Raw genomic sequence first — 25069 nt, 5'->3', positions numbered from 1 at the left:
GTCTTCAAGCTTCTGCAAGCGCCCACAGCCCTGGCAGACATCGAGGACCTGCGCCGGGTGCGGCGCGAGAAGAACTTGCCCCTGCGGGTGGTGGTCGAAGCGCTCGGGACCTGCCAGGCCCACGTCAGCCGCATCGAGCGCGGCGTCGCGTTCGACCGCGACTTCACCCAGCGCTACCGAACATGGCTCCAAGCCGCTTGACAGGAATAGGAGCATCACAAAGGTCGGCCGGAAACCCGCCTGTGGACTGGGAAATCTCCATCCACAGACCGCCTTCGAGGCCCGGTGGTTTCGAGGCTCCTCGCTAGCGCTCGTCGCACCTCAACCACCGGGAGCTAGCCACTCCGCCTACGCGACCGCAGCCGACCGCCGGACCCGACCACCCACCCAGCCTCCTCGTCGCTGCCCTTTCGGGACTGTGCCGACTACGCAACCGCAGCCGGCCGAGACCAAGACCGACGCCTACGCAGCCGCAGGTCGACGGGCGGACCCAGCCACCTGCCGTACTCCCTCGTCGCCGCCCTTTCGGAGCTGTGCCGCCTGCGCAACCGCAACCCGGCGAGACCGGCGACGAACCTACTTCCGCCCCTTCAACGCCTCGGTCAGCGAGGCGACGGCGTCGGCGGGCGGGGAGGCGGCCTCGGCGTTGGCGTCGGCGAGCTCGGCGAGGAGCTCGGCACGGTGGACGGCGACGGAGCGGGGCGCGTCGATGCCGATCCGGACGACGTCACCGCGGACCTCGAGCACCGTCACGGTCACGGCGTCGGGACTGCCGTCGCCGATGACCACGCTTTCGCCCACGCGTCGGGAGAGAACCAGCACAACAGGAGGCTAGCGGGTCAGGCGACCAGCGGGGCAGCGAGTGGCAGGTCCTGGTCGTCGAGGATGACCTGGCTGGCGCGGCGGGTGGCCGGGTTGACCACGAGCGGGGCGCGCAGGTTGACCGTGGTGTCGGCCAGCGAGCCGCCGGCGCGGACGACGAGCAGGACGAGCACGTCACCGGCGCCCTCCGGCTCGATGCCGAGCTCGGTGACGACGTCGTCGCCGATGACCGGGGCGTAGTCGGGGAAGAACGGCGCCGGGGGGACGACGACGAACTGCAGGTCGTCGCTGTCGAGCGAGCGGAAACCGAGGAGCACGCCGTCCTCGTCGAGGCGCACCAGGGCGAACCGGGCGTCGTCGGGGAAGCCGGGCATGGGGTGCGCGAGCTCGATGACGGGGATGTCCATGCGAGTCATTGTCGCAACACCGGTGGTCACCGCAGGAAGTCCAGGAGGCTCGGCTGCATGACACGGGACGTCGCGGCGAGCGAGGCCTGGTAGGCGACCTCCTGGAGCTTGAGCTCCACGGTGGTCTTCGCGAGGTCGGCGCTCTCGATGGTCGACAGCTGGGTGCGCAGGGAGATCCCGGCGTCGGTGGCGAGCTGGTCGGCCTGCTCGAGCCGCTGGAAACGGGTGCCGGCGGCGGTCCGGGCGCTGGTGACCGTGTCGATGCGCGCGTTGAGCGTGTCGATGGCGGCGCTGATGCCGGCCTGGTCGCCGGCCCGCAGGGCGGTGGAGAGCGCCTCGAGCTCGGCGAAGACCGACGACGGCCCGTCGCCGAACACGTCGGGGCCGTTGACGTCGACCTTCACGACCACGCCGTCGGCGACCCGCCGGTTGACGTCGCCGAGGGTGCCGACGTAGTTGCCGGCGTCGTCGTACGCGCGGGAGCCGGCGGTCACGCCGCCGAAGACCGGGCTGTCGAGGTAGGTCGCGTTGGCGCGGGCCAGCAGCTCGTCGCGCAGGCCGTCGACCTCGGTCGCGATCGCGTCGCGGGTCACGCTGCCGGCGGAGGCGCCGTTCGCGCCCTGGAGGGCGAGGTCGCGGGCTCGCTTGACGGTGTTGGTGACGGAGTCGAGCGTCGAGTCGACCTGGGTGAGCCAGCCGAGGCCGTCCTGGGCGTTGCGGGCGTACTGCGCCTGGTCGGCGATGGAGCTGCGCAGCCGCATCGACGAGGTGGTCCCGGTCGGGTTGTCGGAGGGCCGGTTGATGACCCGTCCGGTGGAGAGGTGCTCCTGGATCTTCGCCAGCCGGCCGAGGCCGTTCTGCAGGTTGTAGAGGGAACCCTCGGTCAGCATGCGCTGGGTGACGCGTCCGATGCTCATCGGCTACTACCTCCCCACCAGTCCGGTGCGGTTGATCAGGGTGTCGAGGACCTCGTCGAGCGTGGTCAGCAGCCGCGCCGCGGCCTCGTAGGCCCGCTGGGCCTGGACCATGTTGACGGTCTCCTCGTCGAGGTTGACGCCCGCCTGCTGCTCCCACGCGCCGTCGAGCGAGCGGGTCAGGGCGGTCTGGTTCGCGGCCTGCCGGCCGAGCGAGGCGACCTGGGTGCCGAAGCCGTTGACCAGGCGCTGGTAGGAGTCGACGGCGTCGCCGGCCCGGCTCAGCGCGTCGGCGTTGGCGCCGTCGCGGCCCCCACCGGGGATCGAGGACGCGGCCACGAGGGCCGGGTCGGTGATCGCGACCTGCAGGCTGGCCGCGCCGACGGACGGGTCGAAGGAGAAGAACGGCCCGCCGGGGGTCCCGGCGGCGTCGTACCCGAGCGCGTGCTGAGCGTTGATCGCGGAGGCCAGGTCTGCGGCGACGGCGTCCAGCCCCGCCCGGTACGACGGCAGCGTGTTCGTGAGCACGTTCGTGATGCCACCCAGGGCGCCTCCGGGGCCGGCCGTGCCGCTCGGGAGCACCGTGCTCCCCCAGCTGGCGTCCACCCGGAACGAGATCGGGGCGCCGTCGGTGCCGCCGGTCGGGGTGACCCCGGTCGCGACCGCGAGGCTGCCGGCCTCGCGACCGGAGACCAGGGTCTCGCCGCCGATGGTGACGTCGAACTGACCGTCCGCCCGGACGGTGGTGACCGCGCCGGCGAGCTCGGCCAGGCGCAGCGCGAGCTGGTCGCGCTGGTCGCGCAGGGTGCCGGCGTCGGTGCCGTTCTGCTCGGTCACGAGGATGTTGTGGTTGAGCTCGGCCAGGCCGGCCGCGGCCGTGTTGACCTCGTCGACGACGTTGAGGAGGTGGACGCGCTGGTCGGCCTCCTCGCCGGCCACGTTGGAGACCTGGATCCGGAGCGCCTGGGCGAGGGTCTCGGCGCTGCCGATGACCTGCTGGCGCGCCGCGTCACCGCCGGGGTTGGTCGACAGGTCCTGCCAGGAGCTGCGGAAGGCGAGCAGCGCGGCGTAGACGCCGTTGTCGCCGGGCTCGCCGATGCCCTCCTCGACCCGGGCGAGGATGGTCTGCTGGGTCTGGAGGTAGCTGAGCGCGCCGTGCTCACGGCGGACGCGGGTGTCGAGCAGCGGGTCGACCATGCGGCGGACCTCCCCCACCGCGACGCCGTTCCCGTGGCTGTCCGAGCGGGACCACATCGCCGGCACGTTGGTGCTGACGGCCTCGCCGACGACCCGGCGGCGGACGTAGCCGTCCGTGGTGGCGTTGGAGATGTTGCTGCCGGCGACGTCGAGGGCGACCTGCTGGTAGCGCAGGGCCGACAGCGCCGAGCTGATCGACCCGAACGAGCCGGCCATCAGAGGCTCCGGTCCACGAGCCGCGCGGAGGCCGGGGAGAGCACGGCGTCACCCGACGGGGTGTAGCTCGCGGTCGTCGTACCGCCGATGGCGAGCAGGGTCTCGCGGGCGGAGCGGTAGCCGGCGGTGATCAGGCCCTTGGCGTCCTCGGACGTCTCGGCGATCTCGCGGGCCAGGGCCACCATCGCGTCGCGGTGGTCGCGCAGGATGCCGGACCACGGCTCGGGAGCGGCCTCGACGAGCGCGCCGAGCGACGGGTTCGGGGTCAGGCCGAGGGACTCGGCGGCCTCGTCGGCCGCGGTGGCGCGCAGCACCTCGGTGGCACGCAGGTCGTCGAGGACGGCCTCGATCTCGCGCGTGACGTTGACCAGCCACCGGGTCTTGCCGGAGGCGAGCACCATGCGCTCGACCTCGAGCTTGTAGGCGAGCGTCTCGAGGAGCTCGCGCTCGCGCCACAGGATCTGCGACAGCCTGTCCATCTCTCTTGCTCCGGTCTCTCTGCGTCCGCCCCGAGATTTGCGGGGAACTGGTGCCTCCATCGTTCGGGTGACGGGGGACCTGAGCGGTTTCGGCCGTTCGACCCGACGGACCCTCTCCCGGAGGGGTCAGGTGAAACCGGGACCTCGGTCCCGTATCTGCACACCGAGCGGTCAGACGGCTGCAATTCGCCTGCGACACGCCGAACGCGTGCCGGAATGTCAGGCACGTGAACGAGAACCAGGGCGCCGTCGCTGCCGAGACGGATGAGCTGATCACCACCCACATGCCTCTTGTCGGCCACATCGTCCGCGAGACGATGGGTCGGGTGCCGTCGCACGTCAGCCGCGACGACCTCACCTCGGCGGGCCTGACCGCGCTGGTCCTCGCCGCCCGGGCCTACGACGCCGAGCGGGGCGTGCCGTTCGACCGGTACGCCGCCACCCGGATCCGCGGCGCCCTGCTCGACGAGCTGCGCTCGGTCGACTGGGCGTCCCGGTCGGTGCGCCGCCGGGCCCGCGACCTCGCCGAGACCCGCAGCCAGCTGGCGAACGTGCTCGGCCGCACCCCCTCCGTCGAGGAGGTCGCCCGCGCTGCCGGCCTCACGCCGGAGGAGGTCGTCGCGAACGACGACGACGTCTCCCGCGCCCAGGTGCTGTCCCTGCAGGGCTCGACCATCACCCCGATCGAGGAGCTCGTCCCCACCCGGGCGCCCTCGCCGGAGGACCTGCTCGAGCACGCCGAGCGCCTCACCTACCTGCGCGAGGCGATCGAGGAGCTGCCCGAGCGGCTCCGGGTCGTCGTGAAGGACTACTTCTTCGCCGAGCGCCCGATGGCCGACATCGCCGCCGAGCTCGGCGTCACCGACTCCCGCATCTCGCAGATGCGCGCCGAGGCGCTCACCCTGCTGCGCGACGCCCTCAACCACGCCCTGGAGCCGTCGCTCGTCCGCTCCGTCGGCAAGGCGGGCGGCGTGGCCCAGCGGCGCCGGGAGGCGTACTTCGCCGCCGTCGCCGCCCGGCACGCCGACGGGATGCGCCGCGGGGTCGCCACCCCGCTCGACGCGGTCGGCTGAGCCGGGCGCGGGCTGTCGGCAAAGAGTTCGGGAAAACCCCTCAAGCCAGCGGTGGCGGGACCGATCCTCACCGCGACGGGAGACCACGGACGGTCACCCGGAAGAACAAATGACCTGATTCCAGGAGGGAAACATCATGGGTCTTCGCATCAACCAGAACATCGAGGCGACCAACGCGTACCGCAACCTGTCGGTGACGCAGAACCAGCTCTCGAAGTCGATGGAGAAGCTGTCGTCGGGCTTCCGGATCAACCGGGCCGCGGACGACGCCGCGGGCCTGGCCATCTCCGAGGGCCTCCGCGCGCAGGTCGGTGGCCTCAAGGTCGCCGTCCGCAACGCCCAGGACGGCGTCTCGGTCGCGCAGACCGCTGAGGGTGCGCTCACCGAGGTCCACTCCATGCTGCAGCGCATGAACGACCTCGCGGTCCAGAAGGCGAGCGGCACGGTCGAGACCGGCTCGGACGCCGAGCAGGCCCTGGTCGACGAGTTCACGCAGCTCGAGACCGAGATCACCCGGATCAAGGACAACACCAAGTTCAACGGTGTCGCCCTGTTCGCCGACACCGCGCTGACCTTCCAGACCGGCTACGACTCGGGCGACACGATCGACATCTCCGCCACCGCACTCGCCGACTTCACCGCCGGCACCGCGATGGCCGCGATCGACATCGACGACAGCAACACGCTGCAGGCCGCGATCAACGAGGTCTCCGCCCAGCGTGCCGAGCTCGGCGCGATCCAGAACCGGTTCGAGCACACGATCAACAACGTGAACGTGGCGATCGAGAACCTGTCCGCCTCGGAGTCGCGCATCCGCGACACCGACATGGCCCAGGAGATGATGAACCTCACCCGTTCGCAGATCCTGTCGCAGGCCGGCACCGCGATGCTCGCCCAGGCGAACTCGGCGCCCAACGGCGTGCTGCAGCTGCTCCGCGGCTGATCCCGCAGCATCAGCACCTGACGAGTGCCGGTGGGCCGACCGGCCCATCGGCACTCGCGCTTTTCCCACCCGGCTCCGGCCGGGACGACGACCCAGCCCCTGCTCCCCCAGAGCACCACCGCGGAGGACCCCCATGGCAGGCACCAGCAGCATCGGCGGACTCGCCAGCGGCCTGGACACGGCAGGCATCATCAACCAGCTGATGACGCTCGAGGCCATGTCGCAGAGCAAGCTGAAGACCCAGGTCGCCACCGAGCAGAACAAGGTCTCCGCGCTGCAGAAGCTGAACACCTCGCTGCAGTCCCTGGTGACCGCGGCCGGCGACCTCGGCACCAAGGGCACCGTCTGGTCCTCGCTGAAGACCACCTCCTCCAACCCGGGCGTCACCGTCACCGCCACGACGAGCGCGACGCCGGGCGGGTTCGACGTCAACGTCACCCAGACCGCACTGACCCACCGTCTGTCCTTCACCGACGCGCACGCGAGGACCGACCAGGTCACCGGCGCCAGCACCAGCGTGCTGCTGAAGCGGGCCGGCGAGCCGGACCTCCAGGTCGACACCACCAACGGGACGCTGCAGGAGCTCGCCACGGCGATCAACGCCGCGGACGCAGGGGTCCGAGCCACGCTCGTGCGCACCGGCACCAGCGGCGGCGTGGACCAGTACCGCCTGATGGTCGAGTCGACCACCAGCGGCGCCGACCAGGCCTTCGAGCTCACCGACCTCGGCGGCTCACCGCTGCTGGGCGGCGCGACCGTCCGCGCCGGCCAGGACGCCGTGGTCGAGGTCGGCGGCATCACTGCCACCTCCCGCACCAACACCTTCACCGACGTCGTACCGGGCGTCACCATCACGCTGGCTGCGGGCGCCACCGGCGCCGCCGACGTCACCCTGGCCCGCGACGCGGAGGGCACGTCGGGCGCCGTGAAGTCCTTCGTGGAGCAGGTGAACTCGCTGCTCACCCAGATGCAGTCGCTGACCCTGAACTCCAAGGACGGCGCCGGCGTCCTCAAGGGCGACGCCACCATCCGCCGGGTCGCCAGCGCCCTCCAGAACGCGGTCTTCCCGAACGACGGCACCTCGATGGCCGCCTTCGGCCTGCAGACCGACCGCTACGGCAAGCTCGTCTTCGACGAGGCGAAGTTCGCCGAGGCCTACGCCGCCGACCCGACCGCCGTCGCGGCGGCCTTCACCGGGGCAGGTGGCTTCGCCTCCCGCGTCGAGCAGGTCGCGAAGACCGCCAGCGACAAGTACGACGGTGCCATCAGCAACGCGATCAACAGCCACAGCTCCACGATCACCCGGCTGAACAAGAGCATCGAGGCGTGGGACGCCCGCCTCGAGCTGCGGCGCCAGACGCTGGAGCGCCAGTACACCGCCCTGGAGTGCAACGGCCTCTTGCAAGCTTGCGCCCCCCCCCCCCCCGCCAGCCAGTCGGCGTGGCTCCCCAGCCAGCTCGACGCCCTGTCCGCATCCACCCAGTGAGGACCTGACCATGTACGCCACCCGATCGGTGCACGGCGCCCACGACGCCTACCGCCAGAACGCCGTCGCCACCGCCTCCCCGGCCCGCCTCCTGGTGATGCTCGTCGAGCGCCTCGTCCTCGACGGCGAGCGTGCGGTCGCGGCCCAGCAGGCCGGCGACTGGGCCGGTGCCCACCAGCACCTGGTGCACGCCCAGGACATCGTGATGGAGCTCGAGTCGAGCCTCGACGTCGACCGGATGCCGGCCGGCCAGCAGCTCGCGTCGCTCTACCAGTACCTGCGCGGCTGCCTCGTGGAGGCGAACGTGCGCCGCAGCAGCGCCAAGGCGGACGAGGCACTGGCCCTGTCCCGGCAGCTGTGCGAGACCTGGCGCGAGGCCGCGATGGCGGCGGCGGTCCAGTGAGCACCGCGCACGCCCCCGCCCCGCTGCCCGGCCACGACCCGGTGGCGCCGCGCCGCCCGGTCTCCTGGCGCGAGGCCCTCGACCGGCTCNGGCCCGCCAGCAGCAGCTGATGGCGGCGATCCCCGCCCTGCTGGTCGACAAGAACCAGCAGCGGCGGTGGGCGGACCGGGCGGCGGGCGCGACCGGCACGCCCGCACACCCGGTCTACCTCGACGTCACCGCCTGAGCGCCCGGCCCAGGCGGGTCGGCCTCACGGTGCGTAGATCCCCGAGCCGTTGTTGATGGCGTCGAACAGGTCCTTCGCACCGGTCTGCAGAGACTTGTTGCCGCCGTACCAGCTGGTGCCGCCAGCGTTCGACTGGCTGGCGGCGTAGGCGAGAGCCTCGCCGACGGTCATGCTGGACGCGCCGCCGAACGAGGCGCTGACGTCCTTGCCGCCGACGTGCGTCAGGTCGACCTCCAGGCCCGCGAGGGCCGGGTTGAAGTAGTGCCCGCTGAGCACCGTCGCGAGCATCTGCGCCTTGAGCATGGTGACCATGTTCGAGCCCTTTGCCTTCTTGATGACGTCCGTGACCCAGGCCGCGACCTTGGCGCACGACGAGCCGTCCGCGAGGTCCTTGAAGGGTGCGTAGGCGCGCAGGACGTCGGTCACTCCGCACTCGACGTTGGTGGGCGAGCCCTTGGGGTTGATCAGGCCCTGGCCGTTCTTGTTCTGCCAGAAGCCGATCGTGTGGCCGCCGGTCTCGAGCGGGGTCTGGCAGACCCGGACGGTCGCGGAGGCGCTGCCCGTCGTACCGCTGTCGTCGGTGGTGAACGTCGCGGTGTTCGGGTAGTCGCGGCAACCCGGCTCGAGGTCGAAGTCGCCGGAGTAGGGGAACACCTTCGGGTTCGGGTCGCCGACACAGACGTCGCCAAGGTCGCCCTTCATCGTGTCGTCGATGCTGACGCAGTCGTCGACGGTGGTCTCGGTGAAGGCGATCGCGTCGGTGGTGTCGCTGGCCGACCCGGCGTCGAGCACGGCGTCGCCGACGACCTGGACGTCCCAGGTCACGTCGACCGTGTTGGTCAGGTCGGCGGCCGGGGCGGCGTCGGGCAGGTCGCAGGTGTACGGCAGCACCGTCGCGCCCGCGTCGAAGGAGATGTCCTCACCGCCGCCGGTCACGTGGCAGACGACCGAGCCGTCGGAGAAGGTGTCGGTGAGGTCGGCGACGACGGCCGCGTCGTTGGGGTTGTCCACCGTGATGGTGCCCGTCACGGCCACGTCGGAGACGGTGCCCCCGTCGTGAGAGACGGTGACCTCGTAGTCGGCGGTCACCGAGCCCGAGACACCGCTCAGCTGGGTCGGGGTCGCGACCTTGGTGATGTCCCAGCCGTAGGTCCGGGTGAACGCCCCGGACCCGGTCTTCACCACCGTCAGCGGGTCGGCGACCGGCGTCGTGGTGCCGGTGACCTTGAAGTTGTCGTGCTTGCAGTCGTTGCCGTTCACCGGTGCGGCCGGGTCGGGCGAGGGCAGCGCGCACACGCTCAGCGCGTAGACGCCGTTGGGCGAGGCGTCGAACTCGGCGAGCTGGATCTTGTTGTCGTGGACCAGGTGCCCCGCGGGGTCGATCGCCTCGACGTCGCCGGAGGCGGTCACCCGGAACGCCCGGCGGGCACGGCTGTCGGTCGACAGCAGTCCGGCCGCGCCGTCGTTGGGTGTCGACTGCGTGCCGGGCACGTTGACCGCGAGGAAGTACTCCCCCTCGCCGAGCGCCTGCGGCAGGTTGCTCAGCCAGACGTCCTGCCGGCTGGCGTAGGTGTTGCAGTTCGTCGGGTCCTCGCCGGGCGTGGCGCTGCCGTCGGGGTGGACGCAGAAGCCGTTGCCCGTGGGCGCGGTGACGTTGGTCGTCGTCGAGATGGCCTCGTTGGCGGCGTTGGCGACGGGCGAGGTCGCCGACGTGGCGACGACGGCAACGCCGGCGAGCAGGAGCCCGCCGGAGCCGAGCTGGGCGAGGACGCGACGGGCGCGTCGGTGAGAGCGATGAGCAGACAAGAGAAGTGGCCTCCCCACAGACCTTGGAACGGGTGGTGCGTCCGAAGCCGTGGAAGTGCCGTCCACCCGCGAGAAGCCCAGTACGCCAGACGACCTCATCCAACGGGAGTGCGAAGAGGCCTCTCAAGTGGAGGATGTGAGGACGTGAGGTGGTTGCCCGGGCGGGGTTCGTGGCGTGGGGCAGCCGGCCGTCTGGCGGGGCCGGGAATCACCGCCTGGGCGGCGATTCCCGAACTTGTTGACTGCTGCAGCGGCCACCAGGTCCACGAAGCGGCCAACAAGTCGGGCGTCAGGCAGCGTGGCAGCGGCGCACGACGCCGACGACCCGGTCGGCCATCTCGTCGAGGGGCAGCACGTCGTCGGCCAGGCCGGCACCGGCGACGGCGCCGGGCATCCCCCACACCACCGACGACTCCTCGTCCTGGACCAGCACCCGGGCACCGGCGGCAGCCAGCTGCCGGGCACCGGCGAGCCCGTCCTGGCCCATCCCGGTGAGGAGCGTCGCGATCGCGCTGCCGCCGTACACGTCGAGCGCGGAGCGGAAGAGCACGTCGACAGCGGGGCGGCAGAAGTTCTCCTGCGGTCCCTGGTCGAGCACGGCGTGCACGCCGGCGACGCCACGGCGCAGGCGGAGGTGGTGGTCGCCGGGCGCGACGAGGACCCGGCCGGGCCGCACCTCGTCACCGTCCACCGCCTCCCGGACCTCGAGTGCCGACACCTTGTCGAGGCGCTGCGCGAGCATCGCGGTGAACACCGGCGGCATGTGCTGGACGACCAGCACGGGGACGGGGAAGTCGGCGGGCAACCGCGGCAGGAAGTGCGCGAGCGCGTCCGGGCCGCCGGTCGAGCAGCCGACGAGCAGGGCGCTGACCGTCCGCGGTGCCGAGGCGGGCCGGGTCCGGCGGACGACGGGGCCGGCGCCCGGGGCGAGCTTGCGGATCCCCGCGAGCGCGCGGATCCGCGGCACCAGCTGGTCGCGCACGGCCGCGATGCCGTCGGAGATCTGCCCGGTGTTGGAGGGCTTCGTGACGTAGTCGCTGGCTCCACGGGACAGCGCCTCGAGCGTCGCGCTCGCCCCGCGCTCGGTCAGCGTGGAGAACATGATGACCGGCAGGCGGGGGTGCTTCTCGCGGATCCGGGTCAGCGCGCCGAGACCGTCGAGGTTCGGCATCTCGATGTCGAGGGTGACCACGTCGGGACGCAGGTCGTCGACCATGCGGACCGCCTCGAGGCCGTCGCGCGCGGCGGCGACCACCTCGATGTCGTCCGCACCCTTGAGCGCGGTCGCGACCAGGCGTCGCACCAGCGCCGAGTCGTCGACCACGAGCACCCTGATCCTCGTCACGCCCCTCCCATCGGCCCGACGCCGGCGGGCCTGACGAGAAGCGGGGTGTGACGTCGGGAACCGGGACGGGTGCGGCTGATTTCACGCCGGTTTTCGTCAGGGAGCCGGGCGGTCGGCCGAATGGGCGGGCATGACCGCCCCGTCTGCCTTCGCCTCCGTCTCGGCCCTGGTCCGCCGTGAGACGTCGATGGTGTACGACGAGGGCAAGGAGTACCTCGTCGAGGCACGCCTCACGCCGTTGGCGCAGGCGCGTGGCCTCGAGCTCGAGCAGTACGTCGCCCGGCTGGCCTTCGACGCCGACGAGCGGCGCAAGGTGGTCGACGCGCTGACCATCAACGAGACCAGCTGGTTCCGCGACCACACGCCCTACCAGGCGTTCACCGACGTGATGCTGCCCGCGCTCCTCGAGGCCCGATCGACCACCCGCCGCCTGCGGATCTGGAGCGCGGCCTGCTCCAGCGGGCAGGAGGCGTACTCGATCGCCATGCTGCTCGACCAGAACCTGCCGGCCGGCTGGGACTACGAGATCGTCGCCACGGACATCTCCACCCAGATGCTCGACCGGGTGCGGGCCGGCCGCTACAGCCAGGTCGAGGTCAACCGCGGACTGCCCGCGACCAGCCTGGTCCGCTACTTCACCCGCGTCGGGCGCGAGTGGGAGATCGCCGAGCGGCTCCGCGAGCGGGTCACCGTGAAGCACCTCAACCTCGCGGCGCCGTACGTCGGCCTCGGCACCTTCGACGTCATCTGGCTGCGCAACGTCCTCATCTACTTCGACGCGACCACCAAGGCCGACGTGCTGCGGCGGATGCTGCCGATGCTCGCCCCCGACGGCTACCTGCTGCTCGGGGCGTCGGAGACCACCCTCGACCTCCCCGCCGACCTCGCTGCCTCCTGGCACCGCGAGCAGATCGGTCGGGTGCCCGCCTACCGGCGCGCGACCGCCATGACCCTCTCCAGGACAGGAGCCTGATCGTGCGAGCCATGATCATCGACGACTCCCGGGCGATGCGCAGCATCCTGCGCCGCATCGTGACGGGACTCGACTTCGAGACCAGCGAGGCCGAGCACGGCCAGGCCGCGCTCGACCAGATGCACGCCGGCGTCGTTCCCGACCTGTGCCTGGTCGACTGGAACATGCCGGTGATGGACGGCTACACGTTCATCCAGCAGGTGCGCGCGAACCCCGAGTGGCGCGACATCACGCTGATGATGGTCACGACCGAGAGCGAGCAGCGCCAGATCGTCCGCGCGCTGGCCGCGGGTGCCCACGAGTACGTCATCAAGCCGTTCACGCCCGAGGCCATCGTGGAGAAGCTCGAGCTGCTCGGCCTCGTCCCCGCGGTGCGGGAGGTGCCGGCATGACCGCGCCCACCACCGTGCCCGGGTACGACGCGTCGGTGCCGTCCCTCGACGACGTCGGCGCCGTCACCGACGACGTCTGGCTGGCGCTCGTGGGCGAGGACGAGGTCCTCCTCCCCCGCCCCGTGCCGCCCGGCTCCCCCTTCGACGCGACCGGGGCGTGGTCCGCCGCGGTGACCGTGACCGGCGAGTGGCAGGGAGTGGTCACCGTCGAGCTCGACGAGCAGGTCGCCCGCCTGCTCAGCGCGCGGATGCTCGCCCTGCCCGAGGACGGGCCCGTCAACGACGGTGACGTCGCGGACGCCGTCGGTGAGCTGGTCAACATGGTCGGCGGCAACGTGAAGAGCCTGATGCCGGGGCCGAGCGTGCTCTCCCTGCCCTCGGTCGCCGCCGGGCGCGCGGCGTTCGCCAGCGACGTCGTCGAGGTGTGCCGCCTCGACGTGGCCTGGCGCGGCGGTCCGGTGCGCGTGTGCGTCCACGTGCCGCGCCCCTGACCCTCCCCGCCCCACCACGACCCGCCCCGACCCGCCCCGACCGACCCGACACGACAACGACACCTGGAGCCAGTGAGGTCCTGATGAAGATCCTGATCGCCGACGACAGCCGCGTGATGCGGCAGATCGTGATCCGCACCCTGCGCCAGGCGGGGCACGGCGGGCACGACATCGTGGAGGCCGAGAACGGCCGGGAGGCGCTCGAGATGGTGCAGACCGAGCGGCCCGACCTGGTGCTGTCGGACTGGAACATGCCGGAGATGAACGGCATCGACTGCCTCGCCGCCCTGCGGGCCGCGGGCTCCGACGTGGCCTTCGGCTTCGTCACCTCCGAGGGCTCCGAGGAGATGCGCCAGCGGGCGGCGTCCGCCGGCGCGGCCTTCCTCATCGCCAAGCCGTTCACCCCGGAGGCGTTCGACGACGCCCTCCGCAGCGTGATCTGAGGGACGCGCCATGGCCGTCCACCTCCCCCAGCCCAAGCAGCTGCGCGACCTGCTCGCCGACCTGCTCGGCCGCGAGGTCACCCTCCAGCCGGCCCCGCCGTTCGCGCCGGGCCCGGACACCCCCGCCTCCGTCGCGGTGTACGTCGACGACGCGCTGCGCATCAGCGCCCTCGTCGTGTGCGACCTGGCCTTCTCCGCGCACGCCGGCGCGGCGCTCGGCCTGGTCCCGGCCGTGGGTGCCGAGGAGGCGATCGCGGACGGCAAGCTGTCCGACAGCCTCGCCGAGAACCTCTACGAGGTGCTCAACATCGCCGCGTCGATGTTCAACGTGCCCGGTGCCGAGCACCTGAAGCTGCACGCCCTGCACCCGGCCGGCCCACCGCTCGACCCCCAGCTGCGGGTCAGCACGCTGACCCTGGGCCGCCGCGAGGACCTGGCCGTGTCGATCGCCGGCTACGGCGACGGTGCGTGCTCGATCGTGCTGCTCTGACCTTCGGCAGGACCACCCGGGTCCGCGGGCCGGTCGCGCCCTTCCTTGACCGACTCGCGGGCCGGGGCTAGCGTGCGATCTGGACACGCCCGTTGACAGATTGGACCGGCCTTGGCTCCCGCCGCCCCGACCACGCTGGTCGACGCCGTCACGTCGCTGGGCACCACCAGCGGCGTCGCCAACATCGTCATGCAGCTCTCGCTGCCGGGCGTCGGTGAGGGCGTCAGCGAGAGCCGGGTGGTGTCGGGCAGCCCGCGCCGCTACCCGATGAAGCGCGGGCGCACGACCGGGCAGTACCTCGCACTCGCGCTGATGGGCTCCGAGGACGACCGTGCCGCGATGCGCGACGCGGTCGCCGAGGTGCACCGCCACGTCCACTCGACCGCCACCAGCCCGGTCCGCTACAGCGGGAACGCGCCCGACCTCCAGCTGTGGGTGGCCGCCTGCCTGTTCCGCTTCTACCTCGACCAGTTCACGATGCTCCACGGTCCGCTGACCCGGGCGCAGCTGGACGTGCTGACCCGCGCCGCGCAGCCTCTGGCGACCGGGGTGAACGTGCGGGCCGCCGACTGGCCGGCGGACTGGGCGGCCTTCGAGGCCTACTGGGACTCGATGCTGCCGCGGATGGCCATCTCGCCGGAGGTGCGCCGGGACTTCGAGTCGCTCGCCGACCTGAGCTTCCTCGCCGAGGCCTGGGGCACCCCGGGCTCGCTGCTCAGCCGGCTGCTCGGGCGCCCGTACCACTTCATGACCCGCGGCAACCTGCCGCCGGAGTTCCGCGAGCTGATGGGGTGGAGCTGGACCGACGCCGACCAGCGCCGCTTCGAGCAGGTCCTCGTGCTCCTGCGCTGGCTCGACCGGCTCGGCAACCGCGCCGTCCTGCGCCTCGTCTACCGCCTCTACGTGCTCGACTTCCGGCTCCGGCGCCGGCTCGGGCTGCCCGTGCTGGGCCGGCTGCGCGTCGCCGACGTGATGGTCCGCGACGGGGGCGGCCGACGCCGGATCTCGACGATCGGTCGAACTACTCGGGACCAAGTCCCACCCCACGCACCTCAGGTCCAGCCCGTGGGGACCGATCAGGGGCACTGAGCGACGGATTGCTCACCCCCGCCGACGGACCGGCACCGATGTTCCACCGACCCCKGGGGGCGGTSCCTTCCGAGGAGATCGGCTCGTGTCCTTCGCAGCGTCCGACGCAGTCGGGTTCGTCTTGCACACGACGATCAACGGGCTGTCCACGCGGCAGCAGGTGATCGCGGACAACATCGCCAACGTCGACACCCCCGGCTTCCGCGCCCGGAGCGTCGACTTCGAGACCGCCCTGGAGCGCGCCATCGAGCGCGGCACCGCGGTCACCTCGGGTCCCGGCGCCATCGGTGTCACGGTCGAGGCCACGGCCACGCCCGTCGGCGCGAACGACAACAACGTCGACCTCCGCAAGGAGTCGATCGCGGCGATCCAGACGCAGTTCCAGTACCAGGTCATGGGCCGCGCGCTGAGCGACCGGCACTCGCGGCTGTCCGTGATGGGTGGCGGTGCCTGATGAGCGCCTTCGAGACCCTCCGCATCGCCAACACCTCCCTCGGTGCCCACCAGACCTGGCTGGACGCCCTCGCCGGCAACATCGCGAACGTCAACACCGTCCGCTCCACCGACGACGAGGCGTTCCGGGCGACGTACGTCGTCTTCGACCCGCGCGCGGACGGCGGCGTCGACGTCGCCGGGTTCGCCCAGTCCTCGGCCGAGGGCCGGGTCGTGCACTCGCCGGGCCACCCGCTCGCCGACGAGGACGGCTACGTCCGGATGCCCGACGTCGACATGTCGGCGCAGATGAGCGAGCTGGTCATGGCCCAGCGCGGCTACCAGGCGTCGGTCCAGGTCACGAAGTCCGCGCAGGACACCTACTCCGCGGCCCTGCAGATCGGGAACCGCTGATGGACATCATGCCCCTGCAGTTCCCGACGCTGTCCGGATCCGCCGCGATCAACCCGGCGATGGACATCACGCCGGCCACCGAGGTCCAGGGCGTCGCCGGCGCCGACACCGAGTTCGGCTCCCTCGTCCTCGACGGCCTCGACCGGCTCGAGGGCCTCACCGACAAGGCCGACTCGCTCGCCGTCGACGCGGCCACCGGCAAGCTCGAGAACATCCACGACTACACGATCGCCGCCAGCGAGGCGCAGGTCGCCAGCCAGCTCACGGTCGCGCTCCGCAACAAGGCCGTGGAGGCGTTCAACGAGATCATGCGGATGCAGGTCTGAGGGCTGATCGATGCAGCAGCGAATCACCAGCGCCCTCCAGCGCGCCCGCGACACGTTCGCGGCCTTCACCGCCGGCCAGAAGGCCGTCGCCGTCATCGGCACGGCGGCCCTGCTCCTCGCGGCGTTCCTCGTCGTCCGCTGGGTCTCCGCTCCCAGCTACGCCCCGCTCTACTCCGGGCTGTCCGGTGAGGACGCCAGCGCGGTCATCGACGAGCTCGACGCCGCGGGCGTGCCCTACAAGCTCGGTGCCGGCGGCAGCACGATCCTGGTCCCGCAGTCGCAGGTCTACGCGACGCGCATCAAGATGAACGGCCAGGGCCTGCCCACCGGGTCCGACGGCGGCTACAGCCTGCTCGACGACCAGAGCCTGTCCACCTCGGAGTCCCAGGAGCGCACCAACTTCAAGCGCGCCATGGAGGGCGAGCTCAGCAAGACCATCGAGGCCATCGACGGCGTCGACACCGCGGTCGTGCACCTCGCGATCCCCGAGGAGAAGGTCTTCAGCGACGAGCAGAAGCCGACCACCGCGTCGGTGCTCGTCGACACCGTCCCCGGCGCGGACCTCGACGACGACCAGGTGCAGTCCGTGGTCCACCTCGTCGCGTCCAGCATCGACGGCCTCGACCCGAAGAACGTCACCGTCACCGACACCACCGGCAAGCTGCTGACCACCGACTCGGCCGAGGGCGGCGCCGGCCTCGCCAGCGCCCGTGCCAAGCAGGTCAGCGCCTACGAGAAGTCGATGCAGTCGAAGATCCAGGGCGCCCTCGACACGTGGGTCGGCCCCGGCAACTCGACCGCGACCGTGACCGCCGACCTCGACTTCGACAAGTCGGTCATCAACAGCCGCAGCTACAACAGCGACAAGAAGAACCCCCCGCTGTCGCAGACCAAGTCCTCGGAGAAGTACTCCGGCACCACCGGCGCCGACGGCGTCGGCGGGGTCGTCGGTCCCGACGGCCAGATGGACCCCGGCGCCGGCACCAACGGCGACGGCACCTACGAGAACACCTCCGAGACCCGGGACAACGCCCTCGACGAGATCGTCGAGCGCCGCGAGACCGCGCCCGGCGCGGTGAAGAAGCTCGGCATCTCCGTCGTCCTGGACGCCACGGCCGCCGCCAACATCCAGCCCGAGGTGATCGAGGACCAGATCGCCAGCGCCGCCGGCATCGACCCGGAGCGCGGCGACACGATCGAGGTCGCGGTCCTCCCCTTCGACCGGAGCATCGCGGAGGCCAACGCCGCCGAGATCGCCGCCGCCAAGGCCGCCGAGGCCGCCGACCGCCGCAACGCGCTGATCCGCAACGTCGGCATCGGGCTGGGCATCCTGCTCGCCGTCGGCGCCGCCTGGCTGCAGGCCCGGCGCCGGGCCCGGGCACGCGAGGAGGCGACGTCGTACGTCGTCGAGCAGCTGCGCCTCGAGGCCGCGAACCGCCAGCCGGCGCTCGAGTCCCCGGCCCTGGCCGCGCTCGAGGCCGCCGAGGAGAACGAGGAGGACGCGATGCGTGACGAGCTCATCGCCCTCGTGGAGAAGCAGCCCGAGGACGTCGCCGCCCTGCTGCGCGGCTGGCTCGTGGAGCCGCGGAAGTGAGCACCACGATGCTGACCGCCGGGAGCGGTTCCGCCGTCATGCAGCTGGGCGTGCGCAAGGCCGCCGTGCTGCTCATCCAGCTCGGCAAGGACCGGGCCGCGCAGGTGATGTCCCACCTGTCCGACTCCGAGGTCGAGGCGATCTCGGCCGAGATCGCGCGCCTCGACGCCGTCACCGCCGACGAGTCGAGCAAGGTCCTCAACGAGTTCCACGACCTGGTGACCGCGCACGCGCACGTCACCCAGGGCGGCTTCGGCTTCGCCCAGCAGCTGCTCGAGCAGTCCCTCGGCCCGGAGCGCGCCAAGGAGATCATGGACCGGCTGCACGCCGCGGCCGTGCAGATGCCCTTCCAGTTCCTGCACCGGGCCGACCCGGCACAGCTGCGCGGCTTCATCGCCGACGAGCACCCGCAGGTGATCGCGCTGGTGCTGGCGCACATGCCGGCCGACAAGGCGTCGATGCTGCTCGGCGGGCTTCCCGCCCACCAGCAGGCCGTGGTCGCCCACCGGATCGCCGTCATGGACCGCACCTCCCCCGAGATCGTCCGGATCGTCGAGGGCGTCCTCGAGCGCAAGCTGTCGTCGATGCTGCAGCCCGCCGAGGTCTCGCAGGTCGGCGGCGTCGACCCGCTCGTCAACATCATCAACCGCTCCGACCGACCGACCGAGCGCCAGATCGTCGAGGGCCTCGAGGGCCTCGACCCGTCGCTGGCCGACGAGGTCAAGAGCCGGATGTTCATGTTCGAGGACATCGTCGGCCTCGACGACCGCTCCGTGCAGCAGGTGCTGCGCCAGGTCGACAGCGCCGAGCTCGCGCTCGCCCTCAAGGGCGTCAGCGAGGCCGTCCGCTCGAAGATCACGGCCAACCTGTCCGAGCGTGCCGCGGAGAACCTGCTCGAGGAGGTCGAGCTGCTCGGCGCCGTCCGCCTCGCACAGGTCGAGGAGGCCCAGCAGGGCGTCATCCGCACCATCCGCAAGCTCGAGGAGCAGGGCGTGATCATGGTGCGGCGCGGCAACGACGAGGAGTTCGTGGTCTGACATGGCTGTGAACCAGGGCGTCTCCACCCCGGAGCTGCGGGTCGGCAACTGGACCCGCCTCGGCGGCTCGTCGGTCCTCGGTGACCCGGTGACCGAGTCGCTGCTCGAGGGCCTCGCCACGAAGGCGCGCGAGGCCGCGCAGGCGCAGGGGTACGCCGTCGGCTGGGCCGAGGGCCGTCGCGCCGCCGCCGAGCAGGCCGCTGCCGAGGAGGCCGAGCGCACCGCCCGCCACGCCGCCGCGGAGCAGCGTCGCGAGGCCGAGCACCGTGCCGCCGTCGAGGCCCTCGGCCGGGCCGCCGAGCAGGTCAGGGGGCTGCTCGGCGACCTGGCCGGGGCGATCGAGGAACAGGCCAGCGACCTGGCCTCGGCCGTCGTCGCGGAGGTCCTCGGCGCCGCCGTCGCCGCGACCACCCCGGCCGACGTCGTCGCCCGCGCGCTGCAAGTGCTGCCGGCCGCCCCGGTGGGCCGGGTCCGGCTCCACCCCTCGGTCGTCGGCGACGCCGCCGCGCGCGACCTCGCCGACCGCGGCCTCGAGGTCGTCGCCGACCCCTCGCTCGGCCGCGCCGACGCGCTCGTCGAGTCGCCCGACGGCTCGGTCACCGACCTGCGCGTCGACGAGGCGCTGGCCCGGGTCCGGGAGGCGCTCGCATGAGGACCGAGCTGGGCAGCCCCGCGATCGAGCTCGGCAGCGCGCACCCGCGCCGCGAGGTCACGTCCCTCGGCGCGGACGTGCGTGAGCGGGTCCTGCGTGCCGCGCGCCCGCTGGCCGTCGGCACCGTCACCGAGCTGGTCGGCCTCCACCTCGAGGTCCGCGGCCTGCCGGCCGCCGCCGGCGACCTGGTCGAGGTGCGCACCGCGTCCGGTCCGCTGCTCGCCGAGGTCGCGGCGCTGCGCGACGGCGCCGCCGTCTGCCTCCCGCTCGGTACGACGACCGGTGTCCGCGTGGGCGACCACGTCCGCGCGACGGGCGGTCCGCTGCGGATCCGCGTCGGTGACGCGCTCCGCGGCCGCGTGCTCGACGGCCTCGGCCGCCCGATCGACGGCGGCCCGGACCTGGCCACCCTGCCCGGCCTCGAGCCGGTCTCGACCGAGCTCTCCGCGCCCGACGCCCTGACCCGGCCGCGGATCACCCAGCCGCTGGGCCTCGGGGTGCGCGCCCTCGACTCGCTCGTCCCCGCCGGTCGCGGCCAGCGCCTGGGCATCATGGCCGGCTCCGGTGTCGGCAAGTCTTCCCTGCTGTCGATGATCGCCCGCGGCACCGACGCCGAGGTCAACGTGATCGCCCTCGTCGGTGAGCGGGGCCGCGAGGTGCGCGAGTTCATCGACGGCGACCTCGGCCCGGAGGGCCTGGCCCGCTCGGTCGTCGTCGTCGCGACCTCCGACGCCCCCGCCGTCGAGCGCCTCCGCGCCGCCTTCACCGCCACCCGCATCGCCGAGTGGTTCCGCGACAGCGGGCGCGACGTGCTGCTGATGATGGACTCCCTCACCCGGGTCGCGATGGCCCAGCGCGAGATCGGCCTGTCCTCCGGCGAGCCGCCCGCCACCCGCGGCTACCCGCCCAGCGTCTTCGGCCTGATGCCGCTCCTCCTCGAGCGCGCCGGCACCGCCGCCTGCGGCTCGATCACCGGGCTCTACACCGTGCTCGTCGAGGGCGACGACCTGCAGGACCCGATCGGTGACACCGCCCGGTCGATCCTCGACGGCCACGTCGTGCTCAGCCGCGACCTCGCGACCGCCGGCCACTTCCCCGCCATCGACGTGCTGGAGTCGATCTCCCGCGTCCACCGCGCGGTGACCACGCTCGACCAGCAGGCCGACGCCACCCGGCTGCGGCGGATGCTCGCCGCCCACCGCTCGGTCCGCGAGCTCGTCGAGATCGGCGCCTACGTCGGTGGTGCGGACGAGCACGCCGACGCCGCGCTGGCCCGCCTGCCCCGGATCCAGGCGTTCCTGCAGCAGGGCATGGACGAGCTCACCCCGCCCGCGGAGACGTGGGACCGCCTCGCCGCACTGGTGGCGCCATGAGCCGCGTCCACCACGACGACCGCGGCCTCGCCGCCGTCGCCCGCGTGCGCTCCGTGCGCGAGACCGACAGCCGGATCGGCCTGCAGCACGTCCTCGCCGAGCAGGCCGCGCTCACCAGCCGGCTCCAGCGCCTCGACGACGCCGTCACGTCGGCACCCGTCGACCTCGTGACCACCCCCGGCGAGCTGCTCGCGCGACGCACCGCCCTCGGCAACGTCGGCGTCCTCGCCGGTGAGGTGCGCACCGAGCTGGCCACCACCGACATCGTCGCCGCCGAGGCCCGCGCCCGCTGGGGCGCCGACCGCGCCCGGCTCGCCGCGGTCGAGCTCCTGCTGGAGCGTCGAGCATCGGTCCGTCGTACCGAGGCGGCACGACGGGAGGCCCGTGAGGCCGACGACATCGCCGCCCAGCGCTGGGCCCAGGCCAGGGAGGGCGCACGATGAGCGTCGACCAGGTCGCTGCGCGCATCAGCCAGATCCAGGCCCAGCTCGCACGGTTCTCCACCCTGAGCAGCACCACCGCGACCGCCGCGACGTCGGGCGAGTTCGCCACGACGCTGGCCGCGGCCGGCGCCGGGAGCCCCGACGCGAACGGCGTCACCGGCCAGGACGTCGTCGACGAGGCGAAGAAGTACCTCGGCCTGCCCTACGTCTGGGGCGGCACCAGCATCGAGAAGGGCGTCGACTGCTCGGGCCTCGTGCAGTCGGTCTACAAGACCCTCGGCTACGACCTGCCGCGCGTCTCGGCCGACCAGGCCCGCGCCGGCACCAAGGTGAACAGCCTCGCCGAGGCGCAGCCGGGCGACCTGATCGCGTGGGACAACTCCAGCCGCAACAACGGCGCCGACCACATCGCGATCTACATCGGCGACGGCAAGATGATCGAGGCGCCCCGCACCGGGTTGGACGTCCGCATCATCGACGTGCCGTCCGAGCCCGACATGATCCGCCGGATCATCGGCACCGGGTCGGCCGCCCCGACGGCCGCGACCGCCGGCACCGCCGGGATCTCCGCGCAGGTGCCCGCGTCCACGCCGTACGCCGACCTGATCAACGCCGCGGCGACGCGCACCGGCGTCCCGGGCGAGCTGCTCGCGGCCGTCGCGAAGCAGGAGTCCGGCTTCAACCCGCGCGCGGTCAGCCCCGCGGGTGCGCAGGGGCTGATGCAGCTGATGCCCGCCACCGCGCGCGGCCTCGGCGTCACGAACTCGTTCGACCCCGCCCAGGCCGTCGACGGCGCCGCCCGGCTGCTGCGCTCGCTGCTCGACCGGTTCGGCAGCACCGAGCTCGCCCTCGCGGCCTACAACGCCGGCCCCGGTGCGGTGACGCGCTACGACGGCATCCCGCCCTACCGGGAGACCCAGAACTACGTCCGCAACATCATGGCGATGGTGAGGAGCTGACCGTGAGCATCGCACCCTTCCTGCCCGGGCTGCCGGCGGCGACCGCCGAGCCCGGCACCGGTGCCGCGCCCGGCGGCCCCGGCCCCACGGCCGAGGGCACTGCTGCGTCCGCCTTCGGCGACGCGCTCGCCGCGGCGCTGGCGGGCTGTGCCGGCGCCACGGGGTCTCCGGCCCCCGCCGCCACCACGGACCCCGTGCCCGCTGCCCCGCTCGAGCCGGCACCTGCGCCCGTCCAGCCGTCCCTCCTCCCCGTCGAGGCGTCAGCTGTGGCCGTCGAGGCGTCACTTGTGGCCGTCGATGCGTCACTTGTGGCGGTCGAGGCCTCGCTCCCGACCCTCGCGCAGACCCCGCAGCAGGACGCACCGGCCGGCCGTCGTACGACGGGCGAGGCGCTGCCGGGCGGACCCGCCGGCCCCGCCGGCCCCGCCGGCCTCGCCGGTGCCGGACGTGACGCCTCGACGGTCACAACTGACGTCTCGACGGCCACAGCTGACGCCTCGACGGTCACAAGTGACGTCTCGGCCGTCAGCGGCGTGGGCGGTGCCGCGGCGACCGCAGGCGGCACGGCGCTCGACCTGGCGCCGGAGAAGGTCACCCGCGCGGTCGTGCAGCAGGTGTTCCCGGAGGTGACCCGCATGGCCAGCACCGCCGGCAACGGCACGCACCGGATCACCCTGACCCTCCAGCCCGAGCAGCTCGGCGAGGTGCGGGTGACCCTGGTCGTCCGCGACGGCTCGGTGCAGGTGCGCCTGGCCGGTGGCGACGGCGCGGAGGGAGCGGCCGTGCACCGGGCGCTCGCCACGCGCGTCGCGCCGTCGTTGTGCGGCGCGCGGTCTCTCGCGCGGCCCCTCTGCGCCCCGCTGCTCCCGACGACCGCCGCCACCGCCGGCGCCTCGACCACGACCGGACAGGGCGCCGGCCCCCAGTCCGGCCCACAGGCCGGACCCGACGCGCACGCCCGCCAGGAGGCGCAGGCCCGCCAGGAGCAGGGTGGCGGCCAACCCGGCCGCGACCAGCCCCGTGACGAGCCGCGCCAGCAGCAGCCGGCGCGCGCGTCGTACCCCATCGCACCGACCCCGCTCGCCGGTCGCCTCGACCGGACCGTCTGACAGGAGGCAGCAATGTCCGTCATGCCCACGGAGGGCGTCGGCTACGGCGTCACCGGCACCGCCCGCGGCGGGACCGCGCCCGCGTCGTCGAAGGACGACAAGGACATGTTCCTGCAGCTGATGGTCGCGCAGATGAAGTACCAGGACCCGCTCAACCCGACGGACTCCTCGGAGTTCCTCGCCCAGACCGCGCAGTTCACGGCGCTGGAGAAGATGCAGGAGGTCGCCGACCAGTCGGCGATGCTGCTCAGCACCCAGCTCGCGTTCGGCGCGAGCTCGCTCATCGGCCAGACCGTGCGCTGGTACGACGAGAGCGGGGTCGAGCAGAGCGGGACCGTGCAGGGCACGACCTACCTGGCCACCGGCCCGGTCCTCAGCGTCGACGGCCGCCAGGTCGCCATCACCGACGTGCTCAGCGTCGGCGACGCACCCACCATCTCGGCGCCCACCACCAGTGGTGGTGGCACCTACGTGCCGCCCAGCGGCGCTCCGTCCACCACCGCCTGAAGGAGAAACTGACCATGCTTCGTTCGCTCTTCGCCGGCATCTCCGGCCTCCGTGTCAACCAGACCATGCTCGACGTCACGGGCAACAACATCGCCAACGCCAACACCACCGGCTTCAAGGCGAGCACCACCGTCTTCTCCGACACCCTCAGCCAGATGCTGACCGCGGCGTCGGGCGGCAACGCCGAGCGCGGCGGCACCAACCCGATCCAGGTCGGCCTCGGCGTGCAGCTCGCCGCCACGTCGACCAACTTCGGGCAGGGCTCGGCGCAGCTGACCGGCCGCGCCACCGACGTGATGCTGCAGGGCGACGGCTTCTTCGTGCTGCGCGACGGCATGGAGAACGTCTACTCCCGCGCCGGTGCGTTCACCTTCGACCAGACCGGTGTGCTCGTCGCGCCGAACGGCATGCGGGTGCAGGGCTACGCCCTCGACGGCGCCGGCCTGCCCACCGGTGGCCCGATCGACGTCGACCTGCACATGGTCGACGGCTCCCTGCCGGCCGGCGTCGAGCTGACGTCGTACTCCATCTCGGCCGACGGCAAGGTCCGCGGCGTGTTCTCCGACGGCGTCCAGCGCGACATCTGCCAGCTGGCGATCGCCGACTTCACCAACCCGATGGGCCTGGAGAAGATCGGCGACACCGCCTTCCGGGAGTCCGCCAACTCCGGGCCCGTGCAGCTCGGCGTCGCCGGCGAGGGCCAGCGCGGCCAGGTGATGGCCGGCGCGATCGAGATGTCCAACGTCGACCTGTCCGCCGAGTTCACCAACCTGATCCTCGCCCAGCGTGGCTTCCAGGCCAGCTCGCGCGTCATCACGACCAGCGACCAGGTGCTCGAGGAGCTCGTCAACATCAAGCGCTGACCCGCCCGCACGGCCGGTAGTCCCTGACGAAAAGCACCGCGACACACCGATTTCCGGTGCTTTTCGTCAGGGACTACCGCCGCCGGCCGATCAGACAGGCGAAGTGCCACGGACGGCACGACGCACGACCGATCGACTACTCGACCAGCTGCACACGGAGGTGCC

Annotated in this window: 30 protein-coding genes; 23 read left to right on the top strand and 7 right to left on the bottom strand. The window is 72.4% G+C overall.

The window, feature by feature from the left end; genetic code table 11:
* On the top strand, positions 1-201 hold a 201-nt coding region (locus tag L615_RS23235; protein WP_222430515.1), incomplete at its 5' end, for a hypothetical protein.
* A 375-nt stretch (positions 202-576) separates the two neighbouring features.
* Here L615_RS23235 and csrA read toward each other — a convergent pair.
* Genes csrA through L615_RS09965 form a run of 5 tightly spaced genes read right to left on the bottom strand, consistent with a single transcriptional unit; the run spans position 577 to position 4035 of the window.
* Positions 577-822: a carbon storage regulator CsrA gene (gene csrA, locus L615_RS24730; RefSeq protein WP_028657277.1), complete on the bottom strand. Its 246-nt coding sequence runs from the start codon at positions 820-822 to the stop codon at positions 577-579.
* A gap of 17 nt (positions 823-839) precedes the next feature.
* On the bottom strand, positions 840-1229 hold the full coding sequence (gene fliW, locus L615_RS09980) for a flagellar assembly protein FliW (protein WP_261376625.1): 390 nt from the start codon (positions 1227-1229) through the stop codon (positions 840-842).
* 26 nt (positions 1230-1255) lie between these two features.
* Positions 1256-2146 (bottom strand): flagellar hook-associated protein FlgL, encoded by an 891-nt coding sequence (gene flgL / locus L615_RS09975; RefSeq protein ID WP_145724965.1) that lies wholly within the window; start codon positions 2144-2146, stop codon positions 1256-1258.
* A gap of 6 nt (positions 2147-2152) precedes the next feature.
* The gene (flgK, locus tag L615_RS09970; RefSeq protein ID WP_145724964.1) at positions 2153-3556 is read right to left on the bottom strand and encodes a flagellar hook-associated protein FlgK; all 1404 of its coding nucleotides are present in this window, start codon (positions 3554-3556) and stop codon (positions 2153-2155) included.
* Entirely contained in the window at positions 3556-4035 is a 480-nt protein-coding gene (locus tag L615_RS09965) for a flagellar protein FlgN (RefSeq protein ID WP_028657273.1), read from the bottom strand. The genes flgK and L615_RS09965 overlap by 1 nt, the downstream gene beginning before the upstream one ends.
* A 227-nt stretch (positions 4036-4262) precedes the next feature.
* On the opposite strand from L615_RS09965, the gene L615_RS09960 reads away from it, so the two are divergent.
* From L615_RS09960 to fliS, 4 genes are all read left to right on the top strand, one after another.
* A complete protein-coding gene (locus L615_RS09960) occupies positions 4263-5108 on the top strand; it encodes a sigma-70 family RNA polymerase sigma factor (RefSeq protein ID WP_036519442.1) in 846 nt (281 codons plus the stop codon).
* Positions 5109-5244: 136 nt separating this feature from the next.
* Positions 5245-6051: a flagellin gene (locus L615_RS09955; protein ID WP_028657264.1), complete on the top strand. Its 807-nt coding sequence runs from the start codon at positions 5245-5247 to the stop codon at positions 6049-6051.
* A gap of 133 nt (positions 6052-6184) precedes the next feature.
* Positions 6185-7537 carry a flagellar filament capping protein FliD gene (gene fliD, locus L615_RS09950; RefSeq protein WP_145724963.1) on the top strand — a complete coding sequence of 451 codons (1353 nt, stop codon included), beginning with the start codon at positions 6185-6187 and terminating at the stop codon, positions 7535-7537.
* A 10-nt stretch (positions 7538-7547) separates the two neighbouring features.
* A complete protein-coding gene (gene fliS / locus L615_RS09945) occupies positions 7548-7940 on the top strand; it encodes a flagellar export chaperone FliS (RefSeq protein WP_145724962.1) in 393 nt (130 codons plus the stop codon).
* Positions 7941-8190: 250 nt separating this feature from the next.
* Here the strand turns inward: fliS and L615_RS09940 are convergent, their stop codons facing one another.
* Positions 8191-9972, bottom strand: coding sequence for a hypothetical protein (locus tag L615_RS09940; protein ID WP_145724961.1), 1782 nt, complete (start codon positions 9970-9972; stop codon positions 8191-8193).
* Positions 9973-10261: 289 nt separating this feature from the next.
* Complete coding sequence (locus L615_RS09935; RefSeq protein WP_261376624.1) at positions 10262-11317, bottom strand: chemotaxis response regulator protein-glutamate methylesterase; 1056 nt, start codon at positions 11315-11317, stop codon at positions 10262-10264.
* A gap of 130 nt (positions 11318-11447) precedes the next feature.
* On the opposite strand from L615_RS09935, the gene L615_RS09930 reads away from it, so the two are divergent.
* The 18 genes from L615_RS09930 to L615_RS09845 all read left to right on the top strand — a co-directional run bounded on the left by L615_RS09930 (position 11448) and on the right by L615_RS09845 (position 24904).
* Positions 11448-12290 carry a protein-glutamate O-methyltransferase CheR gene (locus tag L615_RS09930; protein ID WP_145724960.1) on the top strand — a complete coding sequence of 281 codons (843 nt, stop codon included), beginning with the start codon at positions 11448-11450 and terminating at the stop codon, positions 12288-12290.
* Between the two features lie 11 nt (positions 12291-12301).
* Positions 12302-12682: a response regulator gene (locus L615_RS09925; RefSeq protein WP_198020276.1), complete on the top strand. Its 381-nt coding sequence runs from the start codon at positions 12302-12304 to the stop codon at positions 12680-12682.
* Positions 12679-13173 carry a chemotaxis protein CheX gene (locus tag L615_RS09920; protein WP_051486126.1) on the top strand — a complete coding sequence of 165 codons (495 nt, stop codon included), beginning with the start codon at positions 12679-12681 and terminating at the stop codon, positions 13171-13173. The genes L615_RS09925 and L615_RS09920 overlap by 4 nt, the downstream gene beginning before the upstream one ends.
* 83 nt (positions 13174-13256) lie before the next feature.
* Positions 13257-13616, top strand: coding sequence for a response regulator (locus tag L615_RS09915; RefSeq protein ID WP_028656821.1), 360 nt, complete (start codon positions 13257-13259; stop codon positions 13614-13616).
* Between the two features lie 10 nt (positions 13617-13626).
* The gene (locus L615_RS09910) at positions 13627-14106 is read left to right on the top strand and encodes a hypothetical protein (protein WP_145724959.1); all 480 of its coding nucleotides are present in this window, start codon (positions 13627-13629) and stop codon (positions 14104-14106) included.
* Positions 14107-14217: 111 nt separating this feature from the next.
* Positions 14218-15195, top strand: a complete 978-nt coding sequence (locus L615_RS09905; protein ID WP_198020274.1) for an oxygenase MpaB family protein — start codon at positions 14218-14220, stop codon at positions 15193-15195.
* Positions 15196-15280: 85 nt separating this feature from the next.
* A complete protein-coding gene (locus tag L615_RS09900) occupies positions 15281-15649 on the top strand; it encodes a flagellar basal body protein (RefSeq protein ID WP_028656823.1) in 369 nt (122 codons plus the stop codon).
* Complete coding sequence (locus tag L615_RS09895; RefSeq protein WP_028656824.1) at positions 15649-16041, top strand: flagellar basal body rod protein FlgC; 393 nt, start codon at positions 15649-15651, stop codon at positions 16039-16041. Before L615_RS09900 ends, L615_RS09895 begins: the two co-directional genes overlap by 1 nt.
* The gene (locus L615_RS09890; RefSeq protein ID WP_028656825.1) at positions 16041-16367 is read left to right on the top strand and encodes a flagellar hook-basal body complex protein FliE; all 327 of its coding nucleotides are present in this window, start codon (positions 16041-16043) and stop codon (positions 16365-16367) included. The genes L615_RS09895 and L615_RS09890 overlap by 1 nt, the downstream gene beginning before the upstream one ends.
* Before the next feature lie 10 nt (positions 16368-16377).
* On the top strand, positions 16378-17961 hold the full coding sequence (gene fliF / locus L615_RS09885; protein WP_028656826.1) for a flagellar basal-body MS-ring/collar protein FliF: 1584 nt from the start codon (positions 16378-16380) through the stop codon (positions 17959-17961).
* Entirely contained in the window at positions 17958-18998 is a 1041-nt protein-coding gene (fliG, locus tag L615_RS09880) for a flagellar motor switch protein FliG (RefSeq protein ID WP_261376623.1), read from the top strand. The genes fliF and fliG overlap by 4 nt, the downstream gene beginning before the upstream one ends.
* 1 nt (position 18999) lies before the next feature.
* On the top strand, positions 19000-19650 hold the full coding sequence (locus tag L615_RS09875) for a FliH/SctL family protein (protein ID WP_145724958.1): 651 nt from the start codon (positions 19000-19002) through the stop codon (positions 19648-19650).
* Positions 19647-21023 (top strand): FliI/YscN family ATPase, encoded by a 1377-nt coding sequence (locus L615_RS09870; RefSeq protein ID WP_084255483.1) that lies wholly within the window; start codon positions 19647-19649, stop codon positions 21021-21023. Before L615_RS09875 ends, L615_RS09870 begins: the two co-directional genes overlap by 4 nt.
* Positions 21020-21466: a flagellar FliJ family protein gene (locus L615_RS09865; protein WP_145724957.1), complete on the top strand. Its 447-nt coding sequence runs from the start codon at positions 21020-21022 to the stop codon at positions 21464-21466. The genes L615_RS09870 and L615_RS09865 overlap by 4 nt, the downstream gene beginning before the upstream one ends.
* Positions 21463-22425, top strand: coding sequence for a transglycosylase SLT domain-containing protein (locus tag L615_RS09860; protein WP_145724956.1), 963 nt, complete (start codon positions 21463-21465; stop codon positions 22423-22425). Before L615_RS09865 ends, L615_RS09860 begins: the two co-directional genes overlap by 4 nt.
* A gap of 2 nt (positions 22426-22427) precedes the next feature.
* The gene (locus L615_RS09855; RefSeq protein ID WP_145724955.1) at positions 22428-23534 is read left to right on the top strand and encodes a flagellar hook-length control protein FliK; all 1107 of its coding nucleotides are present in this window, start codon (positions 22428-22430) and stop codon (positions 23532-23534) included.
* A gap of 12 nt (positions 23535-23546) precedes the next feature.
* Positions 23547-24041, top strand: coding sequence for a flagellar hook assembly protein FlgD (locus L615_RS09850; RefSeq protein ID WP_051486128.1), 495 nt, complete (start codon positions 23547-23549; stop codon positions 24039-24041).
* A 14-nt stretch (positions 24042-24055) separates the two neighbouring features.
* The gene (locus L615_RS09845) at positions 24056-24904 is read left to right on the top strand and encodes a flagellar hook protein FlgE (protein ID WP_028656833.1); all 849 of its coding nucleotides are present in this window, start codon (positions 24056-24058) and stop codon (positions 24902-24904) included.
* Positions 24905-25069: the final 165 nt, after the last annotated feature.

Origin of the sequence: Nocardioides sp. J9, assembly GCF_007829375.1 — a bacterium.
In the GTDB taxonomy this organism is placed as follows: Bacteria; Actinomycetota; Actinomycetes; order Propionibacteriales; family Nocardioidaceae; genus Nocardioides.
This window is presented reverse-complemented; position numbering and strand designations above follow the sequence as displayed.

What these genes read in the sequence shown, in the direction of transcription:
- fliD (WP_145724963.1), top strand. Translation starts at nt 6,185, where the DNA reads ATGGCAGGCACCAGCAGCATCGGCGGACTCGCCAGCGGCCTGGACACG.
- L615_RS09930 (WP_145724960.1), top strand. Translation starts at nt 11,448, where the DNA reads ATGACCGCCCCGTCTGCCTTCGCCTCCGTCTCGGCCCTGGTCCGCCGT.
- L615_RS09875 (WP_145724958.1), top strand. Translation starts at nt 19,000, where the DNA reads ATGGCTGTGAACCAGGGCGTCTCCACCCCGGAGCTGCGGGTCGGCAAC.
- L615_RS09865 (WP_145724957.1), top strand. Translation starts at nt 21,020, where the DNA reads ATGAGCCGCGTCCACCACGACGACCGCGGCCTCGCCGCCGTCGCCCGC.
- L615_RS09915 (WP_028656821.1), top strand. Translation starts at nt 13,257, where the DNA reads ATGAAGATCCTGATCGCCGACGACAGCCGCGTGATGCGGCAGATCGTG.
- L615_RS09845 (WP_028656833.1), top strand. Translation starts at nt 24,056, where the DNA reads ATGCTTCGTTCGCTCTTCGCCGGCATCTCCGGCCTCCGTGTCAACCAG.
- flgL (WP_145724965.1), bottom strand. Translation starts at nt 2,146, where the DNA reads ATGAGCATCGGACGCGTCACCCAGCGCATGCTGACCGAGGGTTCCCTC.
- fliW (WP_261376625.1), bottom strand. Translation starts at nt 1,229, where the DNA reads ATGGACATCCCCGTCATCGAGCTCGCGCACCCCATGCCCGGCTTCCCC.
- fliF (WP_028656826.1), top strand. Translation starts at nt 16,378, where the DNA reads ATGCAGCAGCGAATCACCAGCGCCCTCCAGCGCGCCCGCGACACGTTC.
- L615_RS09850 (WP_051486128.1), top strand. Translation starts at nt 23,547, where the DNA reads ATGTCCGTCATGCCCACGGAGGGCGTCGGCTACGGCGTCACCGGCACC.
- L615_RS09860 (WP_145724956.1), top strand. Translation starts at nt 21,463, where the DNA reads ATGAGCGTCGACCAGGTCGCTGCGCGCATCAGCCAGATCCAGGCCCAG.
- L615_RS09955 (WP_028657264.1), top strand. Translation starts at nt 5,245, where the DNA reads ATGGGTCTTCGCATCAACCAGAACATCGAGGCGACCAACGCGTACCGC.
- L615_RS09910 (WP_145724959.1), top strand. Translation starts at nt 13,627, where the DNA reads ATGGCCGTCCACCTCCCCCAGCCCAAGCAGCTGCGCGACCTGCTCGCC.
- L615_RS09965 (WP_028657273.1), bottom strand. Translation starts at nt 4,035, where the DNA reads ATGGACAGGCTGTCGCAGATCCTGTGGCGCGAGCGCGAGCTCCTCGAG.
- L615_RS09925 (WP_198020276.1), top strand. Translation starts at nt 12,302, where the DNA reads ATGATCATCGACGACTCCCGGGCGATGCGCAGCATCCTGCGCCGCATC.
- L615_RS09895 (WP_028656824.1), top strand. Translation starts at nt 15,649, where the DNA reads ATGAGCGCCTTCGAGACCCTCCGCATCGCCAACACCTCCCTCGGTGCC.
- fliS (WP_145724962.1), top strand. Translation starts at nt 7,548, where the DNA reads ATGTACGCCACCCGATCGGTGCACGGCGCCCACGACGCCTACCGCCAG.
- L615_RS09870 (WP_084255483.1), top strand. Translation starts at nt 19,647, where the DNA reads ATGAGGACCGAGCTGGGCAGCCCCGCGATCGAGCTCGGCAGCGCGCAC.
- L615_RS09890 (WP_028656825.1), top strand. Translation starts at nt 16,041, where the DNA reads ATGGACATCATGCCCCTGCAGTTCCCGACGCTGTCCGGATCCGCCGCG.
- L615_RS09920 (WP_051486126.1), top strand. Translation starts at nt 12,679, where the DNA reads ATGACCGCGCCCACCACCGTGCCCGGGTACGACGCGTCGGTGCCGTCC.
- flgK (WP_145724964.1), bottom strand. Translation starts at nt 3,556, where the DNA reads ATGGCCGGCTCGTTCGGGTCGATCAGCTCGGCGCTGTCGGCCCTGCGC.